Here is a 23,432-nt window from a genome sequence, read left to right on the forward strand (position 1 = left end):
CACCAGCTTTAACTGCTAGGTGCTGGCCGGGGGTTGGGGGTTGTGGCGGGGACTGGTTAGCGGCGCATGATCTTGGCCGAGACCCAGTTGCCCAGGAACTGGGCGGCCTGGACCAGGACGATGATGATCAGGGTGGCCACGACGGTGACCTGCCACTCGTAGGCGCGGTAGCCGTAGACGATGGCGAAGTCACCCAGGCCGCCGCCGCCGACGTAGCCGGCCATGGCGGACATGTCGACCACGGCGATGAACAGGAAGGTGTAGCCCAGCACCAGCGGGCCGAGGGCCTCCGGGATGATGACGCTGGTGATGATCTTCCAGGGGCTGGCGCCCATCGCGCGGGCGGCCTCGATGACGCCGGGGTCGATGCCCACGAGGTTTTGCTCGACGATGCGGGCCACGGCGAAGGTGGCGGCAAAGGCCATGACGAAGGTGGCGGGCTCGCGGCCGATGGACGAGCCCATCACGGCCACGGTGACCGGTTGCACGAACGCCAGCAAGATGATGAACGGGATGGGCCGGATGATGTTTACCGCGATGTTGAGGATCGTGTAGATAAACCGGTTGGCCAGGATTCCCGACGGGCGGGTGGTGTAGAGGAGGATACCGAGGATAAGACCCAGGATGCCGCCGATGATCATGGTCAGCGAGACCATGATGAGGGTGTCGACGACCGCCTCCATGAGGGTACCGGACAGGCGGTCCCAGTCCGCGGCGGCCAAGATAGTTGTCGTCATCGCTTGATCTCCTCAATGTCGGTGGTCTGGGACATGGTGTGGTAGAACTCCTCGATGGCCTCGTCAGAGCCGTTGAGGCGGACGGTCATCTTGCCGAAGGAGTGCTGCTGCAAGGTGGTCACGCCGCCGTGGACGATGGAGATGGACACGCCGCGCTCGCGCAGCTGGGCGGCCGCGCCGAAGAAGCCGGAGTTTTCCGTCAGGTTGATGGTGAACAAGCGGCCCTCGTGGGCCAGCAGGTCGTCGGCCTCGACGTGGTCCGGGGTGTTGCGCAGGGAAGTGGACACGAAGCGCTGCGCCACCGGGGTCTGCGGGTTGGAGAAGACCTCGTAGATGGAGCCTTGCTCGACCACGCGGCCCTGCTCCATGACGGCGACCTTATCGGCGATGGAGCGCACGACCTCCATCTCGTGGGTAATGACCACGATGGTGATGCCGAATTTCTGGTTGACCTGGCGCAGCAGCTCGAGGACCTCGTGGGTGGTCTGCGGGTCCAGCGCGGAGGTGGCCTCGTCGGCCAGCAGGAGGCGCGGGTTGGTGGCCAGCGCGCGGGCGACGCCGACGCGCTGCTTCTGCCCGCCGGAGAGCTGCTCCGGGTAGCTCGAGCCCTTGTCGCCCAGGCCGACGAATTCCAGGAGCTCCTGCACGCGGCGCTTGCGCTCGGCCTTGGCCACGCCGGCCAGCTGCAGCGGGTATTCGATGTTGCCGGCGGCCGTGCGGGAGTTGAACAGGTTGAACTGCTGGAAAATCATGCCGATGGAGCGGCGCAGGGAGCGCAGCTTCTTCTCCGACATGCCGGCGATGTTGGTCTCGTCCAGCAACAGCTCGCCCTCGGTCGGGGTGTCGAGCCCGTTGATGAGGCGCACCAGGGTGGACTTGCCGGCGCCGGAGTAGCCGATGATGCCCATGATTTCGCCGGGCTCCACGGTCAGGCTGACATCGTCGAGCGCCCGGGTGGTGGTCTTTTTATGCTCAAAGATCTTGGATACGTGGCGGAACTCGACGCGGGTTCCGGTGGTGGGTGATTCGGTCACTAAAAGCCCCTTGGTTGTTGCGTGTGCAGTAGCGGGTTCATTAAACGTGGTACAACCCCGGCAACGCGGTAGCCAGTGGGCTGGGCGCGTCGGCGGGGTGGAAGGTGCCGGGAGTTAAGTTTAGAGGTCTTCTTCCAGGCGCTTGAGGATGTCCTGCAGTTCCTCCGGGGTGCGCTCCACGGAAACGGAGGTGCCCTTGGAGTCTTCCTGCACGGCTTCCTGGACCTCGGGGGTGTGCCAGATCTTGACGAGCTCCTTGAGGGTCTCGTTGTCGGCGTCCTCCGAGCGCACGGCGAAGACGTTGATGTAGGGCTCGGCCTCCTCGGAGTTCGGGTCGTCCTGGACCACCGCGGTGGTCGGGTCGATGCCGGCGCGCTCCAGGAAGGAGTTGTTGATGACGGCCGGGGTGCCCTCGCTGTAGGCGGAGGTGGTCTGCTCGGCGCCGACCGGGGTGACCTTGACCTTGGAGGCCTTCTCGTCAATGTCGGCCGGGGTCGGGGTAATAAGCCCGTCCTGCTTCAGGGTGACCAGGTCCTGCTGGACCAGCAGGTTGATGGCGCGGCCCTGGTTGGTGGAGTCGTTCGGGATGGCGACGTTTTCGCCCTCGATGCCGTCCAGGGAGTTGTGGTCCTTCCAGAACAGGGCCAGCGGCACGATCTCGGTGGCGGCGATCGGCACCAGGGCGGTGCCGTTGCCCTTGTTGTACTCGGCCAGGAACTTCAGGTGCTGGAAGTTGTTGGTGTCCAGCTCGCCCTGCTCCAGGGCCTGGTTCGGGGTGGTGTAATCCGAGTAATTGACGATATCCAGGTCGAAGCCCTGGTCCTTGGCGGCGGTCTCGAATGCCGCCCAGGCCTTCTTGGAGGCGTCGGTGGTGCCGACGGCGATCTTCGAATCCTTGGTAATTTCCCCGCCCTCGGAGTCGGAGGAGCAGGCAACCAGGCCGGTCGCTGCCACGACGGTGGCGGCGGCTGCGGCAAGTGCGCGACGGATCTGCATGAGAATGGTCCTTTTCTGTGTGACTTTTATAAGGCCGGGCGGTGTCTCGGGGCAGTGCCCGAGCGCCGTCGGCAGGCGTAATAAAGCGGGTTGCGGGGCGCGCAACCTCGATGGGTTATAACCTAACAGTCTGTATACCGCTTTGTCTATTTACTTGCAGATTTTATGCATATTCACAGACTGCTCGGTTTGTAAGGTGTGAGTAATTAGAACACGAGTTCGTATCTTGCTAGGCTGTGCGGTGTGAGATTCAACGGTGGACGGGCGCTGAGCTGGTCGCGGCTGGAGCGGATCCTTTCCGGCCGCCCGGCGCTCACGCCTGTGCCCGTAAACCACAGCGCTGAGCAGGACGTACCGCGGGCTAAGGGGAAATCCGCGGTGCCGTTTGCGGAGCTGCACGCCGTGTCGAGCTATTCCTTCCTGCAGGGCGCCTCCGAGCCGGAGGAGTTGGTCGAACGCGCAGTTGAACTAGGCCTGGAATCCCTGGCGCTGGTGGACAGGGACGGGTTCTACGGCCTGATGAAATTCGCCGAAGCCGCCGCCCGCGCGGGCCTGCCCACGGTCTTCGGCGCCGAGCTGAGCCTGGACGAGGGCGTCCTGACGGTGCTGGCGCGCGGCCCGGAGGGCTACCGGCGCCTGTCGCGGCTTATCGCCCAGGCCAAGATGGCGGCCGGGGAGAAGGGCAAGACCGCCTACCCGCCGCTGGCGCAGGTCGCCCGCGCCCTGGGCGAGGAGGTGGTCTACCTCGCCGACGTGGACTGGGTGGACCGGTTGGAGCAGCTGGTGGGCGCCGCCGGGGCCGACAACGTGGTGCTTGAATACGCCAGCACCATGGTGCCGGCGGACGCGGACCGCCACCGCCGGCTGGATGCCGCCCGGGACGGCTGGGGGCTGCGGGCTATCGCGAGCGCCCGCCCGGCGGCGGCGCGGCGCACCCAGGCCCGCTTGGCGGCGGCGAAAAACGCCTTGGCCCACCGGCAGTCCCTGCAGCAGGCGGACCCGGACCAGCACCCGATGGGGGCGAGCTGGCTGCGCTCCGGCGAGGACATGGCGCGCCTGCTTCCCGGACGCGAGGATCTGCTGGCCGCCGCGGCCCAGCTGGGGCGCGACTGCAGCTTCCGCTGGGACGTTTTGGTGCCCAACCTGCCGCACTTTGACGTGCCGGACGGGCACACGGAGATGACCTGGCTGCGTACGCTGGTTTACGTGCGGGCGCGCAAGCGCTACGCGAGCCGGCCGGCCGATATCCGCGAGCGCGCGAAAAAACAGATAGAACACGAGCTCGCCGTGGTGGAGCAGCTGGGCTTTCCCGGATATTTCCTCATCGTCACGGACCTGGTGGATTTCTGCCGCCGGGAAAACATCCTGTGCCAGGGCCGCGGCTCCGCCGCCAACTCCGCGGTCTGCTTCGCTCTCGGCATCACGAACGCGGAGCCCATCTCCGCGGGCCTGCTCTTCGAACGCTTCTTGTCCCCGGACCGGGACGGCCCGCCGGATATCGACGTTGATATTGAGTCCGGCCGCCGCGAGGAGGTCATCCAGTACGTCTACTCCGCCTACGGGCGCCAGCAGGCCGCGCAGGTGGCCAACGTCAACACCTACCGCCGCAAGGGTGCGACCCGGGACGCCGCCCGCGCCCTGGGCTACCCGCAGGGCAGCGCGGACGCCTGGTCGAAGGGCACCGACGAGCCCCCGGCGGACGTGGTCGCACTCGCCGAGGAATTCCTGGGCCAGCCGCGGCACCTGGGCATCCACTCCGGCGGGATGGTGCTGTGCGATAGGCCTATCGCGGACGTGGTGCCCATGGAGTGGGCGCGGATGGAGGGTCGCTCGGTGCTGCAGTGGGACAAGGACGACTGCGCGGCCGCCGGCCTGGTCAAATTCGACCTGCTGGGGCTGGGCATGCTGGAGGCCCTGCACCACATGCAGGACCTGGTGGCCGAGTCGACCGGCCGTGAGGTCAACCTCTGGGAGCTAGATCTGGCGGAGGAGGCCGTCTACGACATGCTCTGCCGGGCTGATGCCGTCGGCGTCTTCCAGGTCGAGTCCCGTGCGCAGCTGGCCACCCTGCCGCGGCTGAAGCCCCGCGTCTTCTTCGACCTGGTCGTCGAGGTCGCCCTCATCCGCCCGGGCCCCATCCAGGGCGGGTCCGTGCACCCGTACCTGCGCCGCCGCGACGGGCTGGAGGAGGTCACCTACGATCACCCGGTGCTGGAAAAGTCCCTGGGCAAGACGCTGGGGATCCCGCTGTTCCAGGAACAACTGATGCAGATTGCCGTCGATGCCGCCGGTTTTACCGGCGCCCAGGCCGACGATCTGCGCCGCGCGATGGGCTCGAAGCGCTCGCCGGAGAAGATGGCCGCGCTGAAAGACCAGTTCTTCGCCGGCCTGGCCGCCACCCACGGGATCACCGGGGAGACGGCGGACAAGCTCTGGAACAAGATCGTGGCGTTTGCCGCCTACGGCTTCCCGGAGTCGCACTCCCAGTCCTTTGCCTCCTTGGTGTATTTCTCCGCCTGGTTCAAGCACCACTACCCGGCGCAGTTCTGCGTGGGCCTGCTGCGCGCCCAGCCGATGGGCTTTTATTCCCCGCAGTCGCTCATCCAGGACGCCCGCCGCCACGGCGTGCCGGTGCGCCCGGTCAGCATCAACGCCTCCGGCAAGGAGTCGAGCGTGGAGACCTGCGAGCCCACCCCACCCCGGCCGGGCGGCCCACCTGGTCCCATGGCCATCCGCCTAGGGCTGGGTTTGGTCAAGGGCTTGGGCGACAAGGCGGCCGAGCGGGTGGAGGCCAACGCGCCGTACACGGACATCCCGGACCTGTCGCGCCGGGCGGGGCTAAAGGTCGCCCAGGTCGAGGCCCTGGCCGAGGCCGGCGCCCTGGACTGTCTGGGGCTAAGCCGCCGGCAGGCGCTGTGGCAGGCCGGGGTGGCGGCCACCGAGCGCGCCGGCATGCTGCCCGGCATGTCCGCCATTTCGGCGCCGGCCCTGCCCGGCATGTCCTCCTTCGAGCTGCTGGCCCAAGACATCGCCGCCACCGGGGTCAGCCACGACCGGCAGCCGATGTCCGCGGTGCGCGGGGCCCTGGATGCCGCCGGCATCCTGCGGGCGCGCGACCTGGCCGCGGTCCCGGACGGCACCCGCGTGCGCCTGGCCGGGATCATCACGCACCGGCAGCGCCCGCAGACGGCCGCCGGCCTCATCTTCTTAGGGATGGAGGATGAGACGGGGCTGATGAACGTGATGGTCTCGCCCGGGCTGTGGAAGCGGCAGAAGGTGCTGGCGCGCACGGCCAAGACGCTGGTCATCCGGGGTATTGTCCAGAACGCCACGGGCGCGGTCAGCGTGGTGGCGGACAAGCTCGAGCCGCTGGATATCGGAGAGTATTTCAGCCGCGGCTCGCGGGACTTCCGCTAGGCGGGCGCCAGCCGCCGGAGGCGCCGGGGAGGGCCCGGCTAGATCCGCTGGTAGAGCTCGCTGGACAGCGGGGTGAACTCGGTGCGGGAGAAGACGGCCTCGACGGGCAGGTCGAAAAACTCGCAGATGCTAAAGGCCAGGTCCAGGCTGGGCGAGTGGTCGCCGCGCTCGAGCGCCCCGATGGACTGGGGGTTCACATCCACGGCCGCGGCCAGCTCGGCGCGGGAGACGCCGCGCTCGACGCGAAGCAGGCGCACGCGGTTGTAGATGGGGCGGCGCGGCTTCTTCTTCGGGGACATGCAAGAAATTATTATATAAACATAACGGCTAGTCAAGGTGTAGTTTTCCGGCGCGCGGCACCCGCCCGGGCGTAGCACCGCGGCTATCACCCGGCAGTCGCGCCCAGGATTGTTAGGCTAAAGCGCATGAACGCTGTCGCCTCGCCGGAGCTCAACCCGGTCTCCCAAGCCTTGGTCAAGGCCCGCTACATCAATGCCGCGATCTGGCTGATAGCCCTGGCCCTGGGCGTAGGCGCCCTGGGATTTTTCTGGGCCAGCTGGTGGTACTGGGGCCTTATCGTCATTGCCGCCTTCGGCGCGTGGCTGGCCTGGCTCATCCCCGCCCAGGTGCGCAACCTGGGCTGGCTGGAAACCGACGACGAGCTGCTCATTACCCGCGGCAAGCTGTGGCACACCTTCACCGTGGTGCCCTACGGGCGCATCCAGTTCGTGGACGCGACCGCCGGGCCCATCCAGCGCTGGCTGGGCATTAAGAAGCTGCAGCTGCACACGGCCTCGGCGACCACGGACGCGACCGTCAAGGGCCTGCCGGCCCAGACCGCGGACCAGCTGCGCGAGCGCCTGGCCGTCAAGGCCCGGGAGAGGATGAGCGGGCTGTGAGCAAACACCGCCGCGGCCCGGACAACGCGGCCGTCGACGCCGACGGCTTCCACCGCGTGCACCGGCTCACGCCGCTGCTGCAGTTCTGGTCGGTCATCCTGGCCATCCTGGCCATCGGGGTGGTCAACATCAACCTCGAGGTCCTAGGGGATGCCGCGCGCTTCATCGCCGACGGCCACTGGGGTCGCGGCCTGCGGGACGCCGCCTGGACCGCAGCCGCCTTCCTCGGCGTCTGCCTGGCCATCTGGTTCCTCTCCGCCATCTGGTGGCGGCGGCTGGGCTACCGGCTGGGCACGGACGAGCTGGCCCTGCGGCGCGGGGTGTTATCCACCCAGCTGCGCACCGCCCGCTACGACCGCATCCAGGCCGTCGACGTCATCGAGCCGGTCATCGCCCGGATTTTCGGCGTGGCCGCCGTCCGCGTCGAGACCGCCGGCGGGGCGTCCTCCCACATCCAGATCGCCTACCTGAAAAAGCCCGCGGCCACCCAGCTGCGCGAGGAGATCCTCACCCGCACCAGCGGCCGCCGCCCACCCACCGGCGCGGAGCCAGCTGCCGCTAACGATGCCGCCGGCAGCGACACCGGCAGCGGCACCGGCCACCAGGAGGTGGTCATCCCGCCTATCCCGACGCGGCGCAGCCTGCTGGGCGCGGCCCTGCGGGTGAGCACGTTGCTGGTGGTGGCGATTGCTGCGGTCTTGATCCTCACACCGGTGCCGACTACCACCGTGGTGCCGATCCTGGTGGGCCTGGTGCCCAACGTCTGGGGGCTCATTGACACCTCGTGGCGGTTTAGCTCCCGCCTGGATGAGGACGACTCCGGCCGCGCGCTGCTCATCATCAACTACGGCCTGGCCGACCGGCGCCACCAGTCGGTGCGACTGGATCGCATCCACGCCGTCCAGGTCCGCCAGCCGCTGCTGTGGCGCCTGACCAAGTGGTGGGAGGTCCGCGTCTCCGTGGCCGGCTACGGCTCCGCCGCGGGCAAGGGCTCGGGCACTACCCGGGTGCTGCCCGTCGGCAGCCGGGAGCAGGCCCTCCGCCTGCTGGAGCTGCTCAGCCCCCTGGACAAGAAGGAGATCGACCGCTACGCCCAACCGGAGGGCGCCCGTGAGCCGACCTATTCCTCGCCGCGCCGGGCCTGGTGGGTCTCGCCGCTGGATTCCCACCGGCAGGCCGTGACCCTGGTGGGCGATAACAGCATCACCCACGCCGGGCTGCTCAACCGCCGGGTCAGCGTGATTGCCAACAGCCACATCCAGGAGCTGGCCTATACCGCCGGCCCGATTGCCCAGCTGTGCCGGCTGGCCACCGTCCGCTACGAACTGGTCGCCGGGCCGGTGCGCATGGCCGGCAGCGACCTGGATCCGGCCGACGCCGCCGCCTTGCTAAGCCACCTGCGCGCCCGGCGCCTGCCGGCGGCCCCGAGCGCCCACGCCACAGACGATCCGGACCCGGCCTAGACCGCGCCGTTAAAGCCCAGCTGGCGCCAGGCCTCGAACACGGCCGTCGATGCCGCATTCGACAGGTTCATCGAGCGCCGCGCCGGCACCATGGGGATACGCACCTGCTCGGTGATCCGCTCGTGGGCGAGGTGCTCGGCCGGCAGGCCGGTCGGCTCCGTGCCGAAGAGCAGTACGTCACCTTCCTGGTACTCGATATCGGTAAACCACTTGTCCGTGTGGGTGGTAAACGCGAAGACCCGCGCGCCGGGCAGGGCATCCATGCAGGCCTGGAAGTTGGGGTGGATGGTCATATCGGCCAGGTCGTGGTAGTCCAGCCCCGCCCGCTTGAGGTGCTTGTCGTCGAAGTTAAACCCCAGCGGCTCAATGAGGTGCAGGTGCGCGCCCGTGACCGCCGCAGTCCGGATGGCGTTGCCGGTGTTGGTGGGGATCACGGGGTTGTCGAAGACGATGTGCAGGTTGGTCATGGTTTTAGGGTAGTCGGTGAAAGGCAGAGGAAGGAGTCGCACCTCTTGTTCTCCCGCTGCCTTGAGAAACCGGTTTCTCTTATTCGCCGGTCCCGCGATTGTCGCGCTTTTTCCACCTGTGCCTACGCACAAGGAAAAACGGCAGGACCAGAAGGTAATAGAAGGCAAGGAATTGCGCCGAATAGCCCAATAATCCTTCCGAGCTCACCTCGCTCCACGAGACACCTTTTTCGTTGGGTGAAGCTACGCCGCGCCAGCCGGTCACTTGGCTGATGTAGAAACTTGCTACGACCATGGCTGGTAGGACAATAAAAGAGAACCATGCCGGTGGTACCCACGGTCCACCGTTACTGCTCGTTCTGTGCAGAGCACCGCCGAATCCCATCGAAGAAACCTTTCTACCTACATCTGTTCACTCAAAGCGCAAGACCCTGCGTACAGGGCCAGTTTTGCTGCCCAAGCGACAGGGCCACCAATCGCTGAAATGCCGTAATCAAGAGCTGCGGTAGCGCCGTTCAAGGCAGCAACCTGAGTGATTTTCTCAGCTGCTTGGCTCCATTGTTTATCCTTGAGGAGTCGACCGATGGCTTGTGCGTCTTGGGGAGACATTGGTACGGGAGCGATATTCCAGACCACGCATTCAGCAAAGGAGCCTAAATCTCGGGTGGCAATGTCCGGCTGCTCTGGGTGGCTCTCTTGGGGGAGGGGCGTTTCCATGAACTCCGCTAGTGCATCGGCCTCTTGGGCAGATAATCCGTGTTTAGCGGCGTTTTCGTAATTTGGTTCCCATTGCCCCGTGGGTTGTTCAGAGACTACTTCGGTGAATACTGTTTCGAAACTCTCGGAAAGCTCTCGTGTGAGTTCTGCACTCTTGTCCGAATTAGTGTTGGCAACAGCCGGGGGTGTCTAAACTGGTTGATGTTGATCAGCAGCATGAGCGGAACTGACGGGTAGTAGCGTTACCGTCAGGGCAGCGATTACAGAAGCGAAAATTGGCCTTTTGGGGGTGGAAGGCGTACCTTTCACCAAATCTCAACCTCTCTAGTTGGTTGCTTTACCTGTCGTAATTGAGCTCTAACGCATTGCTGTGAGTTCGATTGGTCGGAGCAACCAATAGTTTACATAAGAATTCAGCGTTTTCCAGTAGAGAAAAGTCACAATGAGGCCCTGGGGTCGGTGCCTACGCAAGAAACAGTGACGGTTTTGAGCTGCTTTGGGGTTGTTGCTGGGTCTTGGCTTACGCCTGCCACTAGGATATAAGCCATGGCTGCAACCAAACTAGACGGCAAACTGTACCGCGACGAGATTTTTGAAGACCTCAAGCAGCGTGTGGCTGCGCTCAAGGAGAAGGGGATTACTCCGGGCCTGGCCACCGTGCTGGTCGGTGAGGATCCCGGCTCCCAGTCCTATGTGAAGATGAAGCACCGCGACTGCGAACAGCTGGGGATTAATTCCATCCGCAAGGATCTGCCGGCCGATATCAGCCAGGAGGACCTGGAAGCGGTCATCGATGAGCTGAACGAGGACCCGGCCTGCACCGGCTACATCGTGCAGCTGCCGCTGCCGAAGCACCTGGACGAAAACCGCATCCTCGAGCGCATCGACCCGGACAAGGACGCCGACGGCCTGCACCCGGTGAACCTGGGCAAGCTGGTGCTCAATGAGGACGCGCCGCTGCCGTGCACGCCGAACGGCTGCATCCACCTGCTGCGCCGCTTCGGGGTGGAGCTCGACGGGGCCAAGACCGTGGTCATCGGCCGCGGTGTGACCGTCGGCCGGCCCATCGGCCTGCTGCTGACCCGCCGCAGCGAGAACTCCACCGTGACCCTGTGTCACACCGGCACGAAGAACCTGGCGGCGGAGACCCGCGCGGCGGACGTTGTCATCGCCGCAGCCGGCAAGGCCCACGTGCTGACCGCGGACATGATTAAGGAAGGCGCGGCCATCCTGGACGTGGGGGTTTCCCGCGTGGATGGCAAGCTGGCTGGCGACGTTGCTGACGACGTCTGGGATAAGGCCGGATTCGTCTCCCCGAACCCGGGTGGGGTGGGCCCGCTGACCCGCGCGTTCCTGGTGCGCAATATTGTCGAGCGGGCAGAAAAGGCTCATGGCCTCGCCGATTAATAAGGCGCAGGCCGCGTCCGCGCGCCCAGTCGCCGGGCTGGACAAGACCTCGCTGGATAATCCCCACGACCGGCACGTGGCGCCGTCCAAGCTGCCGGCCAAGGTGCAGTGGGCGATGATCGGGGCCTTCGTCGCCGTGGTGGTGCTCTCCGGGGTCTTTGCCCTGCTGGAGCACTGGCGCCGGGCGGCGTTTGCCTTAGGGGCGGCGATGCTCTGGCTGGTGGTCGTGCGCGCGACCTGCGACTCCCGCCGGGTCGGGGTCTTTTCGGTGCGCTCGCGCCGCTTCGACTGCATTTTCAGCGCGGTGGTGGGGGCCGCGCTAGTCTTCTTGGCCGTCTCCGTGGACGCGCTGGGCAGCTAGCGGTTTCAGTTAGATGGCGTAGTCGCCATCGGTCAGCCCGCCCGGCAGGTCGAGGCCGTCCGGGGCCGACAGCGTGAGGAAATTGCGCAGCACACGGTCCATCTGGCGGGTCTCGGTCAAGAAGGCGTCGTGGCCGACGGGGGAGACGACCTTGGCCATGGCCAGGAGGTTGCCCAGGTTGCGCGAGAGGTGCTCCTGCTGGTGATAGGGGTACAAGATGTCGGTGTCGACGCCGACCACCATCGTCGGCACGGTCGACGAGGCCAGGGCCTTGTTTAAGCCCCCGCGGCCGCGGCCGACGTCGTGGCGGTTTAAGGATTCGGTCAGCGCGACGTAGGAGCCGGCGTCGAAGCGATCGACCAGCTTCTTTCCCTGGTATTCCAGGTAGGAGTTGACCGCGAATCGCTGGTCGCCGGCGCGGTAGGCGCCCAGGGGGTTCTCCCCGCGCTGGGCGGTGGTGCCGAAGCGCTCGTCGATCTCTTGCTCACCGCGGTAGGTCAGGTGCGCGATCCGGCGCGCGGCGGCCAGGCCGGCCTCCGGGGCTACCCCCAGCTCGTAGTAGTCGCCGCCGTGCCACTGCGGGTCGTTTTCGATGGAGGAAATCTGCGCGGACTGGATACCGATCTGCCACCCGGAGGCCCGCGCGGAGACCGCGATGACGCAGGCGGCGGTGAGCGATGCCGGGTACATGAGCGACCACTCCAGAGTCCGCGCCCCGCCCATGGAGCCGCCGATGACGGCGTGGACGGTGCTCAGTCCCAGGGCATCGATCAGCAGCTTTTCGGCCTGGACCTGGTCGCGGATGGACGCGGCCGGGAAGCGCGAGCCCCAGGCGCGGCCGTCCGGGTGCGGCGAGGACGGGCCGGTGGAGCCGCCGCAGCCGCCCAGGACGTTGGTGGCGATAACGCACCAGTGATCCGTGTCCAGCGCCCGGCCCGGGCCGATGAGCTCGCCCCACCAGTCCGTCACGTCCGAATCACCAGTCAGGGCGTGCTCGACGATGAGCACGTTGTTCACGCCGGCCGGATCCCCGCGGAAGCTGCCCCAGCGCTGGTAGGCGATTACCACGTCCGGGATCTCCGCGCCGGCCTCCGTGGTGACCGTTCCCACCGGAACGGTGGTGCGGCGACCGGGCGGGGCGAGGCGGGGAAATTCGGACATAATCAACTACTTCCTGAGCGTGGGGATAATCGGCGGCGAGTGCTTAGACCCAGTGCGGGTCGGGCGGGGTTGGGCTGCGCTGTGCAGTGCGGTGCAGCCCGGTGCAGCCCGGTGCAGCGCAGCAGGGTTTAGCCCAGCGCGGCGAAGCCCAGCTCGAGGTCGGCGATGATGTCCTTGACATCCTCGATACCCACCGAGAGTCGGATGGTGGACTGGGCAATGCCGGCCACGCGCAGGCCCTCCTCGTCGGACTGGGAGTGCGTGGTGGTTGCCGGGTGGACCACCAGGGAGCGGGTGTCGCCGATGTTGGCCAGGTTGGAGTGCAGGCGCAGGGCGTCGATGAACGTCCACGCCTCGTCCTTGCCGCCCTCGATGTCGAAGGAGAGCACCGAGCCGGTGTATTCCAGGCCCAGCTTTTCCTTGATCTTGCGGTAGGGGGAGGACTCCAGGCCGGCGTAGTTGACCTTGGTGACCTTGTCGTGGCCTTCCAGGTACTCGGCCACAGCCTGGGCGTTTTCGTTGTGGCGGCGGATGCGCAGGGTGAGGGTCTCTAGGCCGTTGAGTGTCAGCCAGGCGTTGAACGGGGAGATGGCCGCACCGGTGTCGCGCAGGATGCCGGCGCGGGCCTTCAGGGCAAATGCCGGGACGCCCAGGTCCGCGTACTTGAGGCCGTGGTAGGCCGGATCCGGGGTGACGAAGCCGGGGAAGACCGGCTTTCCGTCGCGTTCGACGGTCCAGTCGAACTTGCCGCCGTCGACGAGGATGCCGCCCAGGGCGGAGCCGTTGCCGGTGTAGAACTTCGTGGTGGAGTTGACCACGATGTCCGCGCCCAGAGCCAGCGGGCGGACCAGGGCGACGGTGGCGATGGTGTTGTCCACGATGAGCGGGACGTTGGCGGCGTGGGCGACCTCGGCAATCGCCGGGATGTCCAGCACGTCGGCCGCCGGGTTGCCGAAGGTCTCGCCGTAGAGAGCCTTGGTGTTCGGCTGGATGGCCGCCTTCCAGGACTCCGGATCGTCCGGGTTGTCCACCAGGGTGAAGTCGATGCCCAGGCGCGGCAGGGTCACGGTGAACAGGGTGGCGGTGCCGCCGTAGAGGTGCGGGGAGGCCACGATGTGGTCGCCGGCGCCGGCCAGCGTCAGGATGGCGGCGGTCTCGGCCGCCTGGCCGGAGGCGAAAGCCACGGCCGCCACGCCGCCCTCCAGGGAGGCGATGCGGTTTTCCAGCGCGTCCTGCGTCGGGTTGGTCAGGCGGGAGTAAATCGGGCCGGCATCGGACAGGCCAAAGCGGGCCGCGGCGTGCGCGGCGTTGTCGAAGACGTAGGACGTCGTCTGGTAAATCGGCAGGTTCCGGGCGTTGTTCTTGCCGTCCAGGTCCTGGCCCACGTGCAGCGCACGCGTGGCGATGTCCCAGTTAGCGAAGTTCGGGTTGGATTCGGTGTTGTCGTATTTCGTCGTCATGCCAGAAACCGTACTAAACCGCTCTGTCTATTACGAAGGACTTTCGGGAAACGTGCAGGTAATAGCGGGAATAAAAATAGACAAATCGGTCGGTTTCTTCAGTGTGGCCGCCTGGCGGGTGGGCTTTCAGTCTATTTGCGGCGTTTCTTGCGACCGCTGATGAGATACCAGCCGCCGAGGATGAGGCCGAAGAAAATGAGTGCCGCAGCAAGAAAGACCATGGCGACGACGACGGTCTGGTGGGGGTTATTGAGGAAGATCATCGACGTGATGGCGGCTAGGAAAATGGCGGCAAATAGCGTGATTAGCCAATTGCGTTTTGTGTGTTCCGTGAAAGACATATTTCAAATACTACGGGAAAAACCGGTTTAAATATCCCGTCGAAGACGGTGGTGTGTTCGAGATAACAGTCCGCGGTGGGCGTAGGGTTCGGTTGTTTTGTGGAAGGGATGAAAGGGGTGAATATAGTGCTAAAATGTTGGTTTTTCCGGGCTGTTTCGTGGGGGTTTGCGGGCTGGGGTAAGGCTTAGCTATTCAATCTTTTGAATGACTCGAAGAGTGGGGAAAACACTTTTTCGTCTATTTAAAACGGGAAAACCCGTAGATAATCGAAGGGAGGTTTCCGGCACAGTGCCGCCTTGTCGCAGCCAGACAACTGTCGTTCTGGAATGCGGGTAATCCGACAAAAGACGGGAAATTATGTCCTCTACAGTTGGCACGGACGATCGTCGTCGACCTGTCCTAAAAGTGAGCAACGTCTGGGTGCAAGGCGTCGCGCTGGTGATGATTTTTGGATTCTTGGTAATGGGTTTCTTGGCTTATCGCACCTACACAGCCTCGATGCCGCTTCCCGACAAAATCGTTTCCCAGTCCTCGGGGGAAACGATTCTCACGAAAGATGAAATCCTCAACGGTCAGGCGCTCTATCAGGCACGTGGCCTACAGCAATATGGCTCCGTCATGGGGCATGGTGCCTATCTCGGCCCGGACTACACCGCTGAATACCTGCGTATGTCGTTGGAAAAGGCGCGGGAGCTCAACGGCGAAAATGGAATTCCCGAGTTCGTCGATGACGCAGCAACTCCCGAGGAAGCCGTAAAAGAAGAATTTCGCGCTAACCGCTATGACCCCGAAACCGGGGTTCTCGAGTGGACCGATAACCAGATAGCGGCATTTGAGGCCGCGAAGGATTATTACGCCGAATACTTTGGTCCGCTTTCCAGCGAAAAGGGCTTGCCGTCGGAATTCATTACCGATCCGCAAGACATCAACAATCTGACCGGCTTCTTCGGCTGGACGGCCTGGGCCTCGGCGGCGGAACGTCCGGGTCAAGACTATTCCTACACCAACAATTGGCCGGCAGAACCCCGCGTGGACAACGGCCCCACCGCAGACCTCGTGGTCTGGTCGGTGCTTTCCTTGATCGCACTGATCGGTGGTACCGGCCTGATCTTCGCCATCTACGGCCGCTGGTCGAAGTCTATTGGCTGGCACGCAGAGGAAACGCCTAACCTCGATTTCACCCAGCCGGGGGAAGTCGGGCTGACCAAATCTCAGAAGGTTGTCGCCTGGTTCATCTTGGTGATTTCGGTACTGTTCCTCATCCAGGCCTTGTTGGGTGCGGCATCGCAGCACTATCGAACAGAGCTCACGGGCTTCTTTGGAATCCCGTTGCAGGAATTGCTCCCGTACAACGTGTCTCGGACGTGGCACCTGCAGTTGTCGCTCCTCTGGACGGCCGGGGGACTGCTTGCTGCCGGCATCTTCTTGTCGTCATTCGTAGGCAAGAAAGAGCCGAAGGGGCAGCACTGGTTGGTATGGTTCCTACTAGGAGCAATCGCGTTCGTCGTCTTCGGCTCCATGGCGTTTGAGTGGCTGTCAACGATGGGCTACATCGAGGAAGGAACTCTGTTCTCTCAGCAGTGGGAGTTCCTTGACCTGCCGCGGTTCTTCCAAATCCTGCTCACCGTCGGCATGTTCGTGTGGATCGGGATCATCTTCCGACAACTGCGCAGCCGGCTGAAAACCGAGCACAAATCCAACATGCCGTGGTTGTTCTTCTACGCGGGCATTGCCATCCCAGCGTTTTACGCAGTGGGTAACCTGGCGGGTTCGGAAACGCATATTTCGGTAGCTGAATTCTGGCGCTTCTGGGTTGTTCACCTGTGGGTGGAAGATTTCTTGGAGCTTTTCACGACGGTCATGGTCGCCTACGTCTTCGTCCTACTGGGCGTTATCCGCGAAAAGATTGCGTTGGGCATCATTTTCCTTGACGTGATTCTCTATTCCACCGGCGGCGTGCTGGGAACCATGCACCACCTGTACTTCTCCGGGACGCCGGTCGAGCACATGGCGCTGGGTGCCTTCTTCTCAGCAGCTGAGGTTGTTCCGCTGACCCTGCTGACCGTCGAGGCGTGGACCTTTATGCAGCTCGGCTCTCGCCAGCGCGCGTCCGGCGAACGCCCGTTCCCGCACCGCTGGGCCGTGATGTTCCTCGTCGCCGTGGGCTTCTGGAACTTCCTTGGCGCCGGCATCTTCGGATTCCTAGTCAACCTGCCGATCGTGTCCTACTACGAGATCGGCACTGCCCTGACCGCTAACCACGCCCACGGCGCCATGATGGGTGTGTACGGTTTCTTAGCCGTCGGACTATCTGTTTTCGCGCTGCGCTACCTCACGCCGCCGGACAAGTGGTCGGAAAGGGCGATGGCCTGGGCCTTCTGGCTGCAGAACCTCGGATTGCTGTGGATGGTAGTGATTTCCTTGCTGCCGCTAGGCATCCTCCAGCTCTATGAGTCCGTGGCATCTGGCTACGTGGAAGCTCGTTCCCTGGGGTATATCACCGAGCCTGGCAACGCCATCATGGAATGGCTGCGTATGCCTGGTGACGTCCTATTCCTCGTTGGGATTATTCCGCTCTTGATCGCGGCGCTTCGGGGCGTGCTGTACAACAAGCACATTCCGACCGTCGATGAGCATCCTGCCGATCCGCTCTTTAGCATCGTCACTGCTGAGGAGGAAGAATACGACGCGTCCCACGCGCCTGGATCCTCTTCGTCGGTCGGGTTGGTATCCGGTGGCAAGGCACGTGTTGACTCCCGCCGTGCCGGGAATGACGGTGGGCGTGTGGCCGGTCGACGTTATGGCTATATCGACGAGCGCGGTGCGTTTGTCGAACAAGAGTCTCCGAATTCCGGCCGCGGTGATTCGGCACCGGCAGGCCCCTGGTCCCCTGCCTTTGAGTCGGAGACCAACTGGGGCGGGAAGTACAACTCGAAGTGGGGCGGTACCTACCGGTCCGATTCGAATCACGACTCCGAGCCCTCTGATGGCGAGAAGAACTAGGGCAGGGAAGTGATGGAAGCTCCTGGCATTTTCACCCTTCTGGCAGTGGTCTATGGACTTTTCCTCGTGGCCGTTGCTTGGGCCTTTGACGGGATGGCGAAGCAAACGTCGAACCGCACCATGGCGAACCGGGCGGGAACCTTTCGCTACCTGGAGGAACACGACGCGTGGCAGTGCCCTGAGGATCAGTGGCTGTGGCCGTCGAGCTTCGATCCCGAAAACCGCGTTATGCGCTACCGGGGAAACCCGACCGTCTGCAATACCTGCCCGGTCAAGGATTCCTGCACGGTGTCGCACCACGGCCGCGAGGTCACCCGCCAGCTAGACCCGTGGCCGCATTCTGACGCGGGGCGTTTCCACCGCGGGATTGCTCTAGCTGTCGCTGCCATGGGCTACCTACTGCCGCTGTGCTCCTTGATTACCAATCATTCACTGTCTGAGGTGTTAATCATCTTGGCTACCGTGCTGGTTATTTCCGCACTTGGCGTGTACCCGCTGTCTCGGCATTTGTGGAGGACCCCCTCCAACGCGCCCAAGATCGTCGTGCCTGAGCTCGATAACCGAGAGGCCGAGCTAGCCGCGCAGATCGACAGGTACGGGTCGAAGTACGGAAAGTCGAAGTTCGCTTCGGACCGTAAGCGGTCCGGCATGGAAAGGGAAACACACTAATGTCTGCTTTTGTATTCTGGCCAATTGTCATTGGCATTGTCATCGCCTTACTCGTGGCCTTCGCCGCCTACTCGTTCAAGGTCATTAAGCAATACGAACGTGGCGTGACTTTTCGCTTCGGGCACTTGCGGCCACTGATGGAGCCCGGACTGCATTTCCTGTGGCCGGGCATCGACAAGCTGGAGCGCGTGGACCAGAGGGTCGTGACTTTAACCATCCCGCCGCAGGAAATCATTACCAAGGACAACGTCTCCGTCCGGGTAAACGCGGTGGTCATGTTCGAGGTGACCGACTCGGTAAAGGCCGTGCTCGAAGTCGAAAACTACGCTGTGGCGACCTCCCAGATCGCGCAGACTACGCTGCGTACTCTCTTGGGCCGCGCGGATCTCGATGACCTGCTGGCGCACCGCGAGGAACTCAATGAAGACTTGGCCAACATCATTAATGGGCAGACCAAGCGTTGGGGCGTGGTAACTCGCATCGTGGAGATCAAGGACGTGGAAATCCCAGAACTGATGCAGCGGGCCTTGGCGCGCGAGGCGGAGGCAGAGCGTGAACGCCGGGCCAAGGTGATTTCCGCCCACGGCGAATTGCAGTCTTCCCGGGAGCTGCGGGAAGCTGCTGACGAGTTGGGGAAGGCCCCCGCTGCCCTCCAATTGCGTTACCTGCAGACCGTGTTGGAGCTCGGAGCGGATCAGAATTCGACGATCGTGTTCCCTCTGCCCATCGATATTATGGGCGGCTTCATGGAGAGCCTGGGGACTTTTTCCAAGGGCTTTAAAGACGCCCACCAAAGTCAGGCCAAGTAACGCGGCGGGGACATCGCGGAGCTATTCCGCGGGGATTGACCGAGAATCTCCTGAAAAACATTTAGGGCAGAAGCAAGCTCAGCATCGCTCAAGTGCCCGAAGCCGATGACGATGCCGTTGTCGGCTGCCGTGCCGCCCCAGTAGTCGGTCAGGGCGGTCACCGCGAGGCCGCGCTCGGTGGCCGCGGCCACGACCTCGCGGGCCGGCCGGGTGCAGATGACCACGGCGTGCAGGCCGCCGCTGATGGGGCGCACGGCCGGGCCGAGCGCGGAGACCACCAGATCGCGGCGGCGCCGGTAGTCGCGCCGCACGCGCCCGGTGTGCCGGCGCAGCTCCCCGCTGGCTAGAAACTTCGCCAGGGCCGCCTGGGTGATGGCCGCCACCGGCTGCCCGGTGACCGCGCGCACCTGGCGGATGGGGGCGATGAGCCGGTCGGGGACCACCAGGTAGCCGCACGCGATGGAAGGCGAAATCACCGAGGAGAACGTGCCCAGCAGGACGGCCTGTTCCGGGCCCAGCGCGGCCAGGGCCGGCAGCGGCTGGCCGGCATAGCGCAGCTCCGAGTCGAAGTCGTCCTCGACCAGGAGGACGTCGTGGCGGCGGGCGAAGGCGACCAGCTCGGTCCGGCGGGCGGCCGGCAGGGAGCCGCCGTAGGGGTACTGGTGGCTCGGGGTGATAAGCGCCAGGTCGAGCCCGCCGTCGGGCAGCCCGGTGGGCACCCGCAGGCCGTGGTCGTCGGTGGGCAGCTCCACGAGCGCGTGGCCCAGGGCCGGCGGGATCTGGCGCAGGCTGGGATACCCCGGGGATTCCACGCCGACGCGCAGGCGCCCGCCCACCGCGCGCAGCAGGAGGCCCAGGCCCTCGCGGGCCCCGGCGGTGACCATGATGCGGGCGGGATCCACGTTGAGCCCGCGCATGTGGCGCAGGTGCGCGGCCACCTCCCGGCGCAGCTCCGCCAGGCCGGCGGGGGCCTGCTCGGTGAGCTGGCTGGCATCGGCCGCCGCGGAGCGCCACGCCGCCCGCCAGGCGGGGGTGATAAGGCGCGCGGTATCCGGCAGCCCCGGGGTTAGCTGCAGCAGCGCGGCCTTTTCCTCGGGCGCTGGTTGCGCGGGGGCGGGCCGCGGGGGAGCGGGGCTTATGTCCGGGTGTACGCGGGTGCCGGAGCCGTGCTGGCCCACGAGGTAGCCTTCGGCGATGAGTTGCTCGTAGGCGGTGACCACGCTGCCCCTGGCTACCCCCAGTCGGTGGGCCAGGGCGCGGGTGGACGGCAGCTTCTCGTTCGGCCGGTAGACGCCGTGGGTGATCTGCTCGCGCAGCTCAGCGGCGATCCGGGCGGGCAGGGGCAGGGTGTGCATAAAAATCCATAGTAAGTGGTCCAATTCAACACGCCAAAAGTGGCTCTTGTCATAAACCACTTGGGCGGGGTTGGATGTAGGCCATGACTGAAACCCAGAAGAACGCTAACCAGAACGCGCAGGCCCCGGCCGGCGCCCAGACCGCGACCACCCGCGTCAAGCGCGGCCTGGCGGACATGCTCAAAGGCGGCGTCATCATGGACGTGGTGACCCCGGAGCAGGCCAAGATCGCCGAGGACGCCGGCGCCAGCGCCGTCATGGCGCTCGAGCGCGTGCCTGCCGATATCCGCGCCCAGGGCGGCGTGGCCCGCATGTCCGACCCGGACCTCATCGACGGCATCGTGGACGCCGTGTCCATCCCGGTGATGGCCAAGTCCCGCATCGGCCACTTCGTCGAAGCCCAGATCCTGGCGGAGCTGGGCGTGGACTTCATCGACGAGTCCGAGGTGCTCTCCCCGGCGGATTACACCAACCACATCAACAAGTGGGACTTCGACGTTCCCTTCGTCTGCGGCGCCACCAACCTGGGCGAGGCCCTGCGGCGCATCACCGAGGGCGCGGCCATGATCCGCTCCAAGGGCGAGGCCGGCACCGGCGACGTCTCCGAGGCCGTGCGCCACCTGCGCACCATCAAGGGCGAAATCGCCCGCCTGCGCAACCTGGACCGCGACGAGCTCTACGTCGCCGCCAAGGAGCTGCAGGCACCTTACGACCTGGTCGCCGAGGTCGCCGAGACCGGCTCCCTGCCGGTGGTCCTCTTTGTCGCCGGCGGCGTGGCCACCCCGGCCGATGCCGCCCTGGTCCGCCAGATGGGCGCCGAAGGCGTCTTCGTCGGCTCCGGCATCTTCAAGTCCGGCGAGCCGGCCAAGCGCGCCGCCGCCATCGTCAAGGCCGCCACCGCCTACGACGACCCGGCAGTGCTGGCCGAGGTCTCCCGCAACCTGGGCGAGGCCATGGTCGGCCTGAACGTCGCCGACGTCCCGGCCCCGCACCGCCTGGCCGAGCGCGGCTGGTAAGCCAAACATGCGCATTGGCGTACTCGCCCTGCAAGGCGGGGTGGAAGAACATCTAGAAGTCCTGGGCGGCCTTGGGGCACAGACCCGCCGGGTGCGGATGCCGCGGGACCTGGACGGCCTCGACGGGATAGTCATCCCCGGCGGCGAGTCCACCGTCATCGACAAGCTGGCCCGCACCTTCGACCTGGCAGGTCCACTGGCCGCGGCCATCGGCGGCGGCCTGCCGACCCTGGCCACCTGCGCCGGGCTCATCTACTGCGCCCGGGACCTGGACAACCCCGCCCCGGGGCAGCAGACCCTGGGGGTGCTGGACGTGACCGTGCGCCGCAACGCGTTCGGCTCCCAGCGCCACTCCGCGGAGCAGGCCGTGCCCGTCGGCGCGGACCTGACCGTCGACGCCAGCTTCATCCGCGCCCCGATTGTCACCCGCGTGGGCGAGGGAGTGGAGGTGCTCTCCCGCGTGCCCGGGCCGGACGGCGAACCCGCCGTCGTGGGCGTGCGCGCCGGGGCCGTCACCGCGCTGAGCTTCCACCCGGAAGAAAACGGCGATGACCGAGTCCACGCGGCCTGGCTGCGGGCCGCAGCGTTAGTCGAGTAATTCAGCCACCACGTGCCATACAACAGCAGAGCTCGTTGTGTATGGATGTGTACTTTATGTATTTTGTGTACTTTGTGTATTCTCAGCGTCCTAGTGAGTCGGTAGCTGGGCTTAGCTAAAACGCATGCCGTGGGCCTGCAGCGCGCGCAGGTACGGCCGGCCCAGGCCGGTGGCCGGGGTGAGCATGCCGGTGGTCTCGGGCAGATCCTCGGGCTGGGTGGCCAGGGTGACGGCTGCCTCGGCCAGCATCATGGCGGTGGTCTTGTACCCGGGATCGCCGTCGGCGGCCACGCGGGAGGTGTGCAGCGCGCCGTCGGTGGTCAGCCCCGTGTGGGAGATGACGAAGCCGCCGGCGTCGATGTCTTTCGGGCCCTCGCCCGGCTCCGGGATGAAGCGGGACAGCGGCCGGCGCAGCTTGTCCACCATGATGATGGCGAATCCGGCGGCGGTCACGGCCTTGAGCAGGTTCGCCTTGATCTTGCCGGCAAGGCCCGTGCCCGTGGGGATGACCTCGCGGTAGCGCATGGGACCGTAGGCGTGCCCCAGCAGGGAGTTGCTGCGGCGGACCACGCGGGTGTTGAACATGGCCATGAAAAACGGCCCGGCCCACTGCTGCAGCAGCTCGTCGAAATCGACCACCAGGTCCGGTTCGGGCCCCAGATCAGGCTCTTGCTTGTGGTCTGGGGACAGCGAGTGCGGGCTGTGGAGGATGGCCCCGCCCTTGGGCATTTCTTTGGCGTCTTTGCTGACCGCGCGCATCGAGTCGATGGTGCCGCCGGACAGCCCGCCCTGGAGGTGCTCGACCGCCATGGTCACCTCCGCGAACTCCGGGTAGCCGGCGGAGCTAAACAGGTGGAACATGCCCATATCGGACGGCACGGAGTCGAAGCCGCACGACGGCACGATCTTCGCCCCGGTTTCCTGGGCGGTGGCGTGCCACTGGTCGATGGTGCGGCGGATGAACAGGGCCTCGCCGCACAGGTCCACGTAGTGGGTCCCATACTGGGCGCAGGCGCGCACGACCTCGTCGCCGTAGCGGGTGTACGGCCCCACCGTCGAGATCAGCACCGCGGTGCGCTGGACCATAGCATCGATAGCCGCGGCGTCCTGCGCGTCGGCGACGATGGTCTCCACGCCGAGACCCAGCGCGGCGAGCTTGTCCGCGTTGCGGCCGGCCACGGCGATCGTAAGCTCCGGGTGGCAGTCCACCAGGTAGCGCGCGGTGGTGGTGCCGACAAAGCTGGTCGCGCCGAACAGGACGATGTCGAATTCACGGTCGTGGGTGCCTTTATCCATGCCCTTCAGGATAACGGCAAAGCCGGATTCCCGGTGGGGGAATCCGGCGTGGGAAGTCGGCCTGGGGCTCCGGCGCTGCTCGGGCGGGAAGCTGGGCGACCAGGTTTAGGCCCCAGGCATGCGAAAAGCCCCGGGGGAGTGAACTGCTCCCCATTAGTTGGACTGAGAAATCAGTTACCGATTAGTGGGGAGTAGTTTTCATTGAGAGCTCGAAGTTCGCTGAGT

Annotated in this window: 22 protein-coding genes; 10 read left to right on the forward strand and 12 right to left on the reverse strand. The window is 65.3% G+C overall.

Annotated elements, in window-relative coordinates; all coding sequences use genetic code 11:
* Positions 1-56: 56 nt before the first annotated feature.
* The 3 genes from ACEE23_RS08595 to ACEE23_RS08605 all read right to left on the reverse strand — a co-directional run bounded on the left by ACEE23_RS08595 (position 57) and on the right by ACEE23_RS08605 (position 2,767).
* A complete protein-coding gene (locus tag ACEE23_RS08595; protein WP_296202927.1) occupies positions 57-737 on the reverse strand; it encodes a methionine ABC transporter permease in 681 nt (226 codons plus the stop codon).
* Positions 734-1,771: a methionine ABC transporter ATP-binding protein gene (locus tag ACEE23_RS08600; RefSeq protein WP_448872754.1), complete on the reverse strand. Its 1,038-nt coding sequence runs from the start codon at positions 1,769-1,771 to the stop codon at positions 734-736. Before ACEE23_RS08600 ends, ACEE23_RS08595 begins: the two co-directional genes overlap by 4 nt.
* Positions 1,772-1,891: 120 nt before the next feature.
* On the reverse strand, positions 1,892-2,767 hold the full coding sequence (locus tag ACEE23_RS08605) for a MetQ/NlpA family ABC transporter substrate-binding protein (protein WP_368521342.1): 876 nt from the start codon (positions 2,765-2,767) through the stop codon (positions 1,892-1,894).
* Positions 2,768-3,010: 243 nt separating this feature from the next.
* Here ACEE23_RS08605 and ACEE23_RS08610 point away from each other — a divergent pair, with 243 nt between their 5' ends.
* Positions 3,011-6,184 carry an error-prone DNA polymerase gene (locus ACEE23_RS08610; protein WP_368521341.1) on the forward strand — a complete coding sequence of 1,058 codons (3,174 nt, stop codon included), beginning with the start codon at positions 3,011-3,013 and terminating at the stop codon, positions 6,182-6,184.
* A gap of 38 nt (positions 6,185-6,222) precedes the next feature.
* Here ACEE23_RS08610 and ACEE23_RS08615 read toward each other — a convergent pair whose 3' ends face one another.
* Positions 6,223-6,483 carry a helix-turn-helix transcriptional regulator gene (locus ACEE23_RS08615; RefSeq protein WP_368520049.1) on the reverse strand — a complete coding sequence of 87 codons (261 nt, stop codon included), beginning with the start codon at positions 6,481-6,483 and terminating at the stop codon, positions 6,223-6,225.
* Positions 6,484-6,609: 126 nt separating this feature from the next.
* On the opposite strand from ACEE23_RS08615, the gene ACEE23_RS08620 reads away from it, so the two are divergent.
* Complete coding sequence (locus ACEE23_RS08620; RefSeq protein WP_368521340.1) at positions 6,610-7,083, forward strand: PH domain-containing protein; 474 nt, start codon at positions 6,610-6,612, stop codon at positions 7,081-7,083.
* Positions 7,080-8,546: a PH domain-containing protein gene (locus tag ACEE23_RS08625; protein ID WP_368521339.1), complete on the forward strand. Its 1,467-nt coding sequence runs from the start codon at positions 7,080-7,082 to the stop codon at positions 8,544-8,546. The genes ACEE23_RS08620 and ACEE23_RS08625 overlap by 4 nt, the downstream gene beginning before the upstream one ends.
* On the opposite strand, the gene ACEE23_RS08630 is transcribed toward ACEE23_RS08625, so the two are convergent.
* The 3 genes from ACEE23_RS08630 to ACEE23_RS08640 form a co-directional block, all read right to left on the reverse strand.
* Positions 8,543-9,013 carry a tRNA (cytidine(34)-2'-O)-methyltransferase gene (locus tag ACEE23_RS08630; protein ID WP_070769206.1) on the reverse strand — a complete coding sequence of 157 codons (471 nt, stop codon included), beginning with the start codon at positions 9,011-9,013 and terminating at the stop codon, positions 8,543-8,545. The genes ACEE23_RS08625 and ACEE23_RS08630 overlap by 4 nt on opposite strands.
* 79 nt (positions 9,014-9,092) lie before the next feature.
* Entirely contained in the window at positions 9,093-9,308 is a 216-nt protein-coding gene (locus ACEE23_RS08635; protein ID WP_368520052.1) for a cell division protein FtsW, read from the reverse strand.
* Between the two features lie 107 nt (positions 9,309-9,415).
* On the reverse strand, positions 9,416-9,730 hold the full coding sequence (locus ACEE23_RS08640; protein WP_368520053.1) for a hypothetical protein: 315 nt from the start codon (positions 9,728-9,730) through the stop codon (positions 9,416-9,418).
* A 546-nt stretch (positions 9,731-10,276) separates the two neighbouring features.
* On the opposite strand from ACEE23_RS08640, the gene ACEE23_RS08645 reads away from it, so the two are divergent.
* Positions 10,277-11,137 carry a bifunctional methylenetetrahydrofolate dehydrogenase/methenyltetrahydrofolate cyclohydrolase gene (locus tag ACEE23_RS08645; protein WP_368521338.1) on the forward strand — a complete coding sequence of 287 codons (861 nt, stop codon included), beginning with the start codon at positions 10,277-10,279 and terminating at the stop codon, positions 11,135-11,137.
* Positions 11,121-11,498 carry a DUF3017 domain-containing protein gene (locus ACEE23_RS08650; protein WP_368520055.1) on the forward strand — a complete coding sequence of 126 codons (378 nt, stop codon included), beginning with the start codon at positions 11,121-11,123 and terminating at the stop codon, positions 11,496-11,498. The genes ACEE23_RS08645 and ACEE23_RS08650 overlap by 17 nt, the downstream gene beginning before the upstream one ends.
* A 9-nt stretch (positions 11,499-11,507) precedes the next feature.
* Here the strand turns inward: ACEE23_RS08650 and metX are convergent, their stop codons facing one another.
* The 3 genes from metX to ACEE23_RS08665 all read right to left on the reverse strand — a co-directional run bounded on the left by metX (position 11,508) and on the right by ACEE23_RS08665 (position 14,460).
* Positions 11,508-12,659: a homoserine O-acetyltransferase MetX gene (gene metX, locus ACEE23_RS08655; RefSeq protein ID WP_368521337.1), complete on the reverse strand. Its 1,152-nt coding sequence runs from the start codon at positions 12,657-12,659 to the stop codon at positions 11,508-11,510.
* Positions 12,660-12,787: 128 nt separating this feature from the next.
* Positions 12,788-14,119 (reverse strand): O-acetylhomoserine/O-acetylserine sulfhydrylase, encoded by a 1,332-nt coding sequence (locus tag ACEE23_RS08660; protein WP_448872760.1) that lies wholly within the window; start codon positions 14,117-14,119, stop codon positions 12,788-12,790.
* Between the two features lie 131 nt (positions 14,120-14,250).
* Positions 14,251-14,460: a hypothetical protein gene (locus ACEE23_RS08665; protein ID WP_368520058.1), complete on the reverse strand. Its 210-nt coding sequence runs from the start codon at positions 14,458-14,460 to the stop codon at positions 14,251-14,253.
* Positions 14,461-14,818: 358 nt separating this feature from the next.
* Between ACEE23_RS08665 and ACEE23_RS08670 the strand changes: the two genes are divergently transcribed.
* Genes ACEE23_RS08670 through ACEE23_RS08680 form a run of 3 tightly spaced genes read left to right on the forward strand, consistent with a single transcriptional unit; the run spans position 14,819 to position 18,942 of the window.
* Positions 14,819-17,464 (forward strand): nitric-oxide reductase large subunit, encoded by a 2,646-nt coding sequence (locus ACEE23_RS08670; RefSeq protein WP_448872762.1) that lies wholly within the window; start codon positions 14,819-14,821, stop codon positions 17,462-17,464.
* Between the two features lie 12 nt (positions 17,465-17,476).
* Positions 17,477-18,133, forward strand: coding sequence for a hypothetical protein (locus ACEE23_RS08675; protein WP_448872764.1), 657 nt, complete (start codon positions 17,477-17,479; stop codon positions 18,131-18,133).
* Entirely contained in the window at positions 18,133-18,942 is an 810-nt protein-coding gene (locus tag ACEE23_RS08680) for an SPFH domain-containing protein (RefSeq protein WP_070769213.1), read from the forward strand. Before ACEE23_RS08675 ends, ACEE23_RS08680 begins: the two co-directional genes overlap by 1 nt.
* Here ACEE23_RS08680 and pdxR read toward each other — a convergent pair.
* Entirely contained in the window at positions 18,930-20,297 is a 1,368-nt protein-coding gene (gene pdxR, locus ACEE23_RS08685; protein ID WP_448873576.1) for a MocR-like pyridoxine biosynthesis transcription factor PdxR, read from the reverse strand. The genes ACEE23_RS08680 and pdxR overlap by 13 nt on opposite strands.
* Before the next feature lie 83 nt (positions 20,298-20,380).
* On the opposite strand from pdxR, the gene pdxS reads away from it, so the two are divergent.
* Together pdxS and pdxT are read left to right on the forward strand one after the other, a co-directional pair.
* On the forward strand, positions 20,381-21,313 hold the full coding sequence (gene pdxS / locus ACEE23_RS08690) for a pyridoxal 5'-phosphate synthase lyase subunit PdxS (RefSeq protein ID WP_448872974.1): 933 nt from the start codon (positions 20,381-20,383) through the stop codon (positions 21,311-21,313).
* A 7-nt stretch (positions 21,314-21,320) separates the two neighbouring features.
* Complete coding sequence (gene pdxT, locus ACEE23_RS08695) at positions 21,321-21,911, forward strand: pyridoxal 5'-phosphate synthase glutaminase subunit PdxT (protein ID WP_448872976.1); 591 nt, start codon at positions 21,321-21,323, stop codon at positions 21,909-21,911.
* Positions 21,912-22,022: 111 nt separating this feature from the next.
* Here the strand turns inward: pdxT and ACEE23_RS08700 are convergent, their stop codons facing one another.
* Entirely contained in the window at positions 22,023-23,207 is a 1,185-nt protein-coding gene (locus ACEE23_RS08700) for a saccharopine dehydrogenase family protein (protein ID WP_448872978.1), read from the reverse strand.
* Positions 23,208-23,432 lie beyond the last annotated feature (225 nt).

This window comes from Corynebacterium sp. 32222D000AT (assembly GCF_053546955.1).

What these genes read in the sequence shown, in the direction of transcription:
- ACEE23_RS08595 (WP_296202927.1), bottom strand. Translation starts at nt 737, where the DNA reads ATGACGACAACTATCTTGGCCGCCGCGGACTGGGACCGCCTGTCCGGT.
- ACEE23_RS08605 (WP_368521342.1), bottom strand. Translation starts at nt 2,767, where the DNA reads ATGCAGATCCGTCGCGCACTTGCCGCAGCCGCCGCCACCGTCGTGGCA.
- ACEE23_RS08615 (WP_368520049.1), bottom strand. Translation starts at nt 6,483, where the DNA reads ATGTCCCCGAAGAAGAAGCCGCGCCGCCCCATCTACAACCGCGTGCGC.
- ACEE23_RS08620 (WP_368521340.1), top strand. Translation starts at nt 6,610, where the DNA reads ATGAACGCTGTCGCCTCGCCGGAGCTCAACCCGGTCTCCCAAGCCTTG.
- ACEE23_RS08630 (WP_070769206.1), bottom strand. Translation starts at nt 9,013, where the DNA reads ATGACCAACCTGCACATCGTCTTCGACAACCCCGTGATCCCCACCAAC.
- ACEE23_RS08635 (WP_368520052.1), bottom strand. Translation starts at nt 9,308, where the DNA reads ATGGTCGTAGCAAGTTTCTACATCAGCCAAGTGACCGGCTGGCGCGGC.
- ACEE23_RS08640 (WP_368520053.1), bottom strand. Translation starts at nt 9,730, where the DNA reads ATGGAAACGCCCCTCCCCCAAGAGAGCCACCCAGAGCAGCCGGACATT.
- ACEE23_RS08645 (WP_368521338.1), top strand. Translation starts at nt 10,277, where the DNA reads ATGGCTGCAACCAAACTAGACGGCAAACTGTACCGCGACGAGATTTTT.
- ACEE23_RS08650 (WP_368520055.1), top strand. Translation starts at nt 11,121, where the DNA reads ATGGCCTCGCCGATTAATAAGGCGCAGGCCGCGTCCGCGCGCCCAGTC.
- metX (WP_368521337.1), bottom strand. Translation starts at nt 12,659, where the DNA reads ATGTCCGAATTTCCCCGCCTCGCCCCGCCCGGTCGCCGCACCACCGTT.
- ACEE23_RS08660 (WP_448872760.1), bottom strand. Translation starts at nt 14,119, where the DNA reads ATGACGACGAAATACGACAACACCGAATCCAACCCGAACTTCGCTAAC.
- ACEE23_RS08665 (WP_368520058.1), bottom strand. Translation starts at nt 14,460, where the DNA reads ATGTCTTTCACGGAACACACAAAACGCAATTGGCTAATCACGCTATTT.
- ACEE23_RS08670 (WP_448872762.1), top strand. Translation starts at nt 14,819, where the DNA reads ATGTCCTCTACAGTTGGCACGGACGATCGTCGTCGACCTGTCCTAAAA.
- ACEE23_RS08675 (WP_448872764.1), top strand. Translation starts at nt 17,477, where the DNA reads ATGGAAGCTCCTGGCATTTTCACCCTTCTGGCAGTGGTCTATGGACTT.
- ACEE23_RS08680 (WP_070769213.1), top strand. Translation starts at nt 18,133, where the DNA reads ATGTCTGCTTTTGTATTCTGGCCAATTGTCATTGGCATTGTCATCGCC.
- pdxR (WP_448873576.1), bottom strand. Translation starts at nt 20,297, where the DNA reads ATGCACACCCTGCCCCTGCCCGCCCGGATCGCCGCTGAGCTGCGCGAG.
- pdxS (WP_448872974.1), top strand. Translation starts at nt 20,381, where the DNA reads ATGACTGAAACCCAGAAGAACGCTAACCAGAACGCGCAGGCCCCGGCC.
- pdxT (WP_448872976.1), top strand. Translation starts at nt 21,321, where the DNA reads ATGCGCATTGGCGTACTCGCCCTGCAAGGCGGGGTGGAAGAACATCTA.
- ACEE23_RS08700 (WP_448872978.1), bottom strand. Translation starts at nt 23,207, where the DNA reads ATGGATAAAGGCACCCACGACCGTGAATTCGACATCGTCCTGTTCGGC.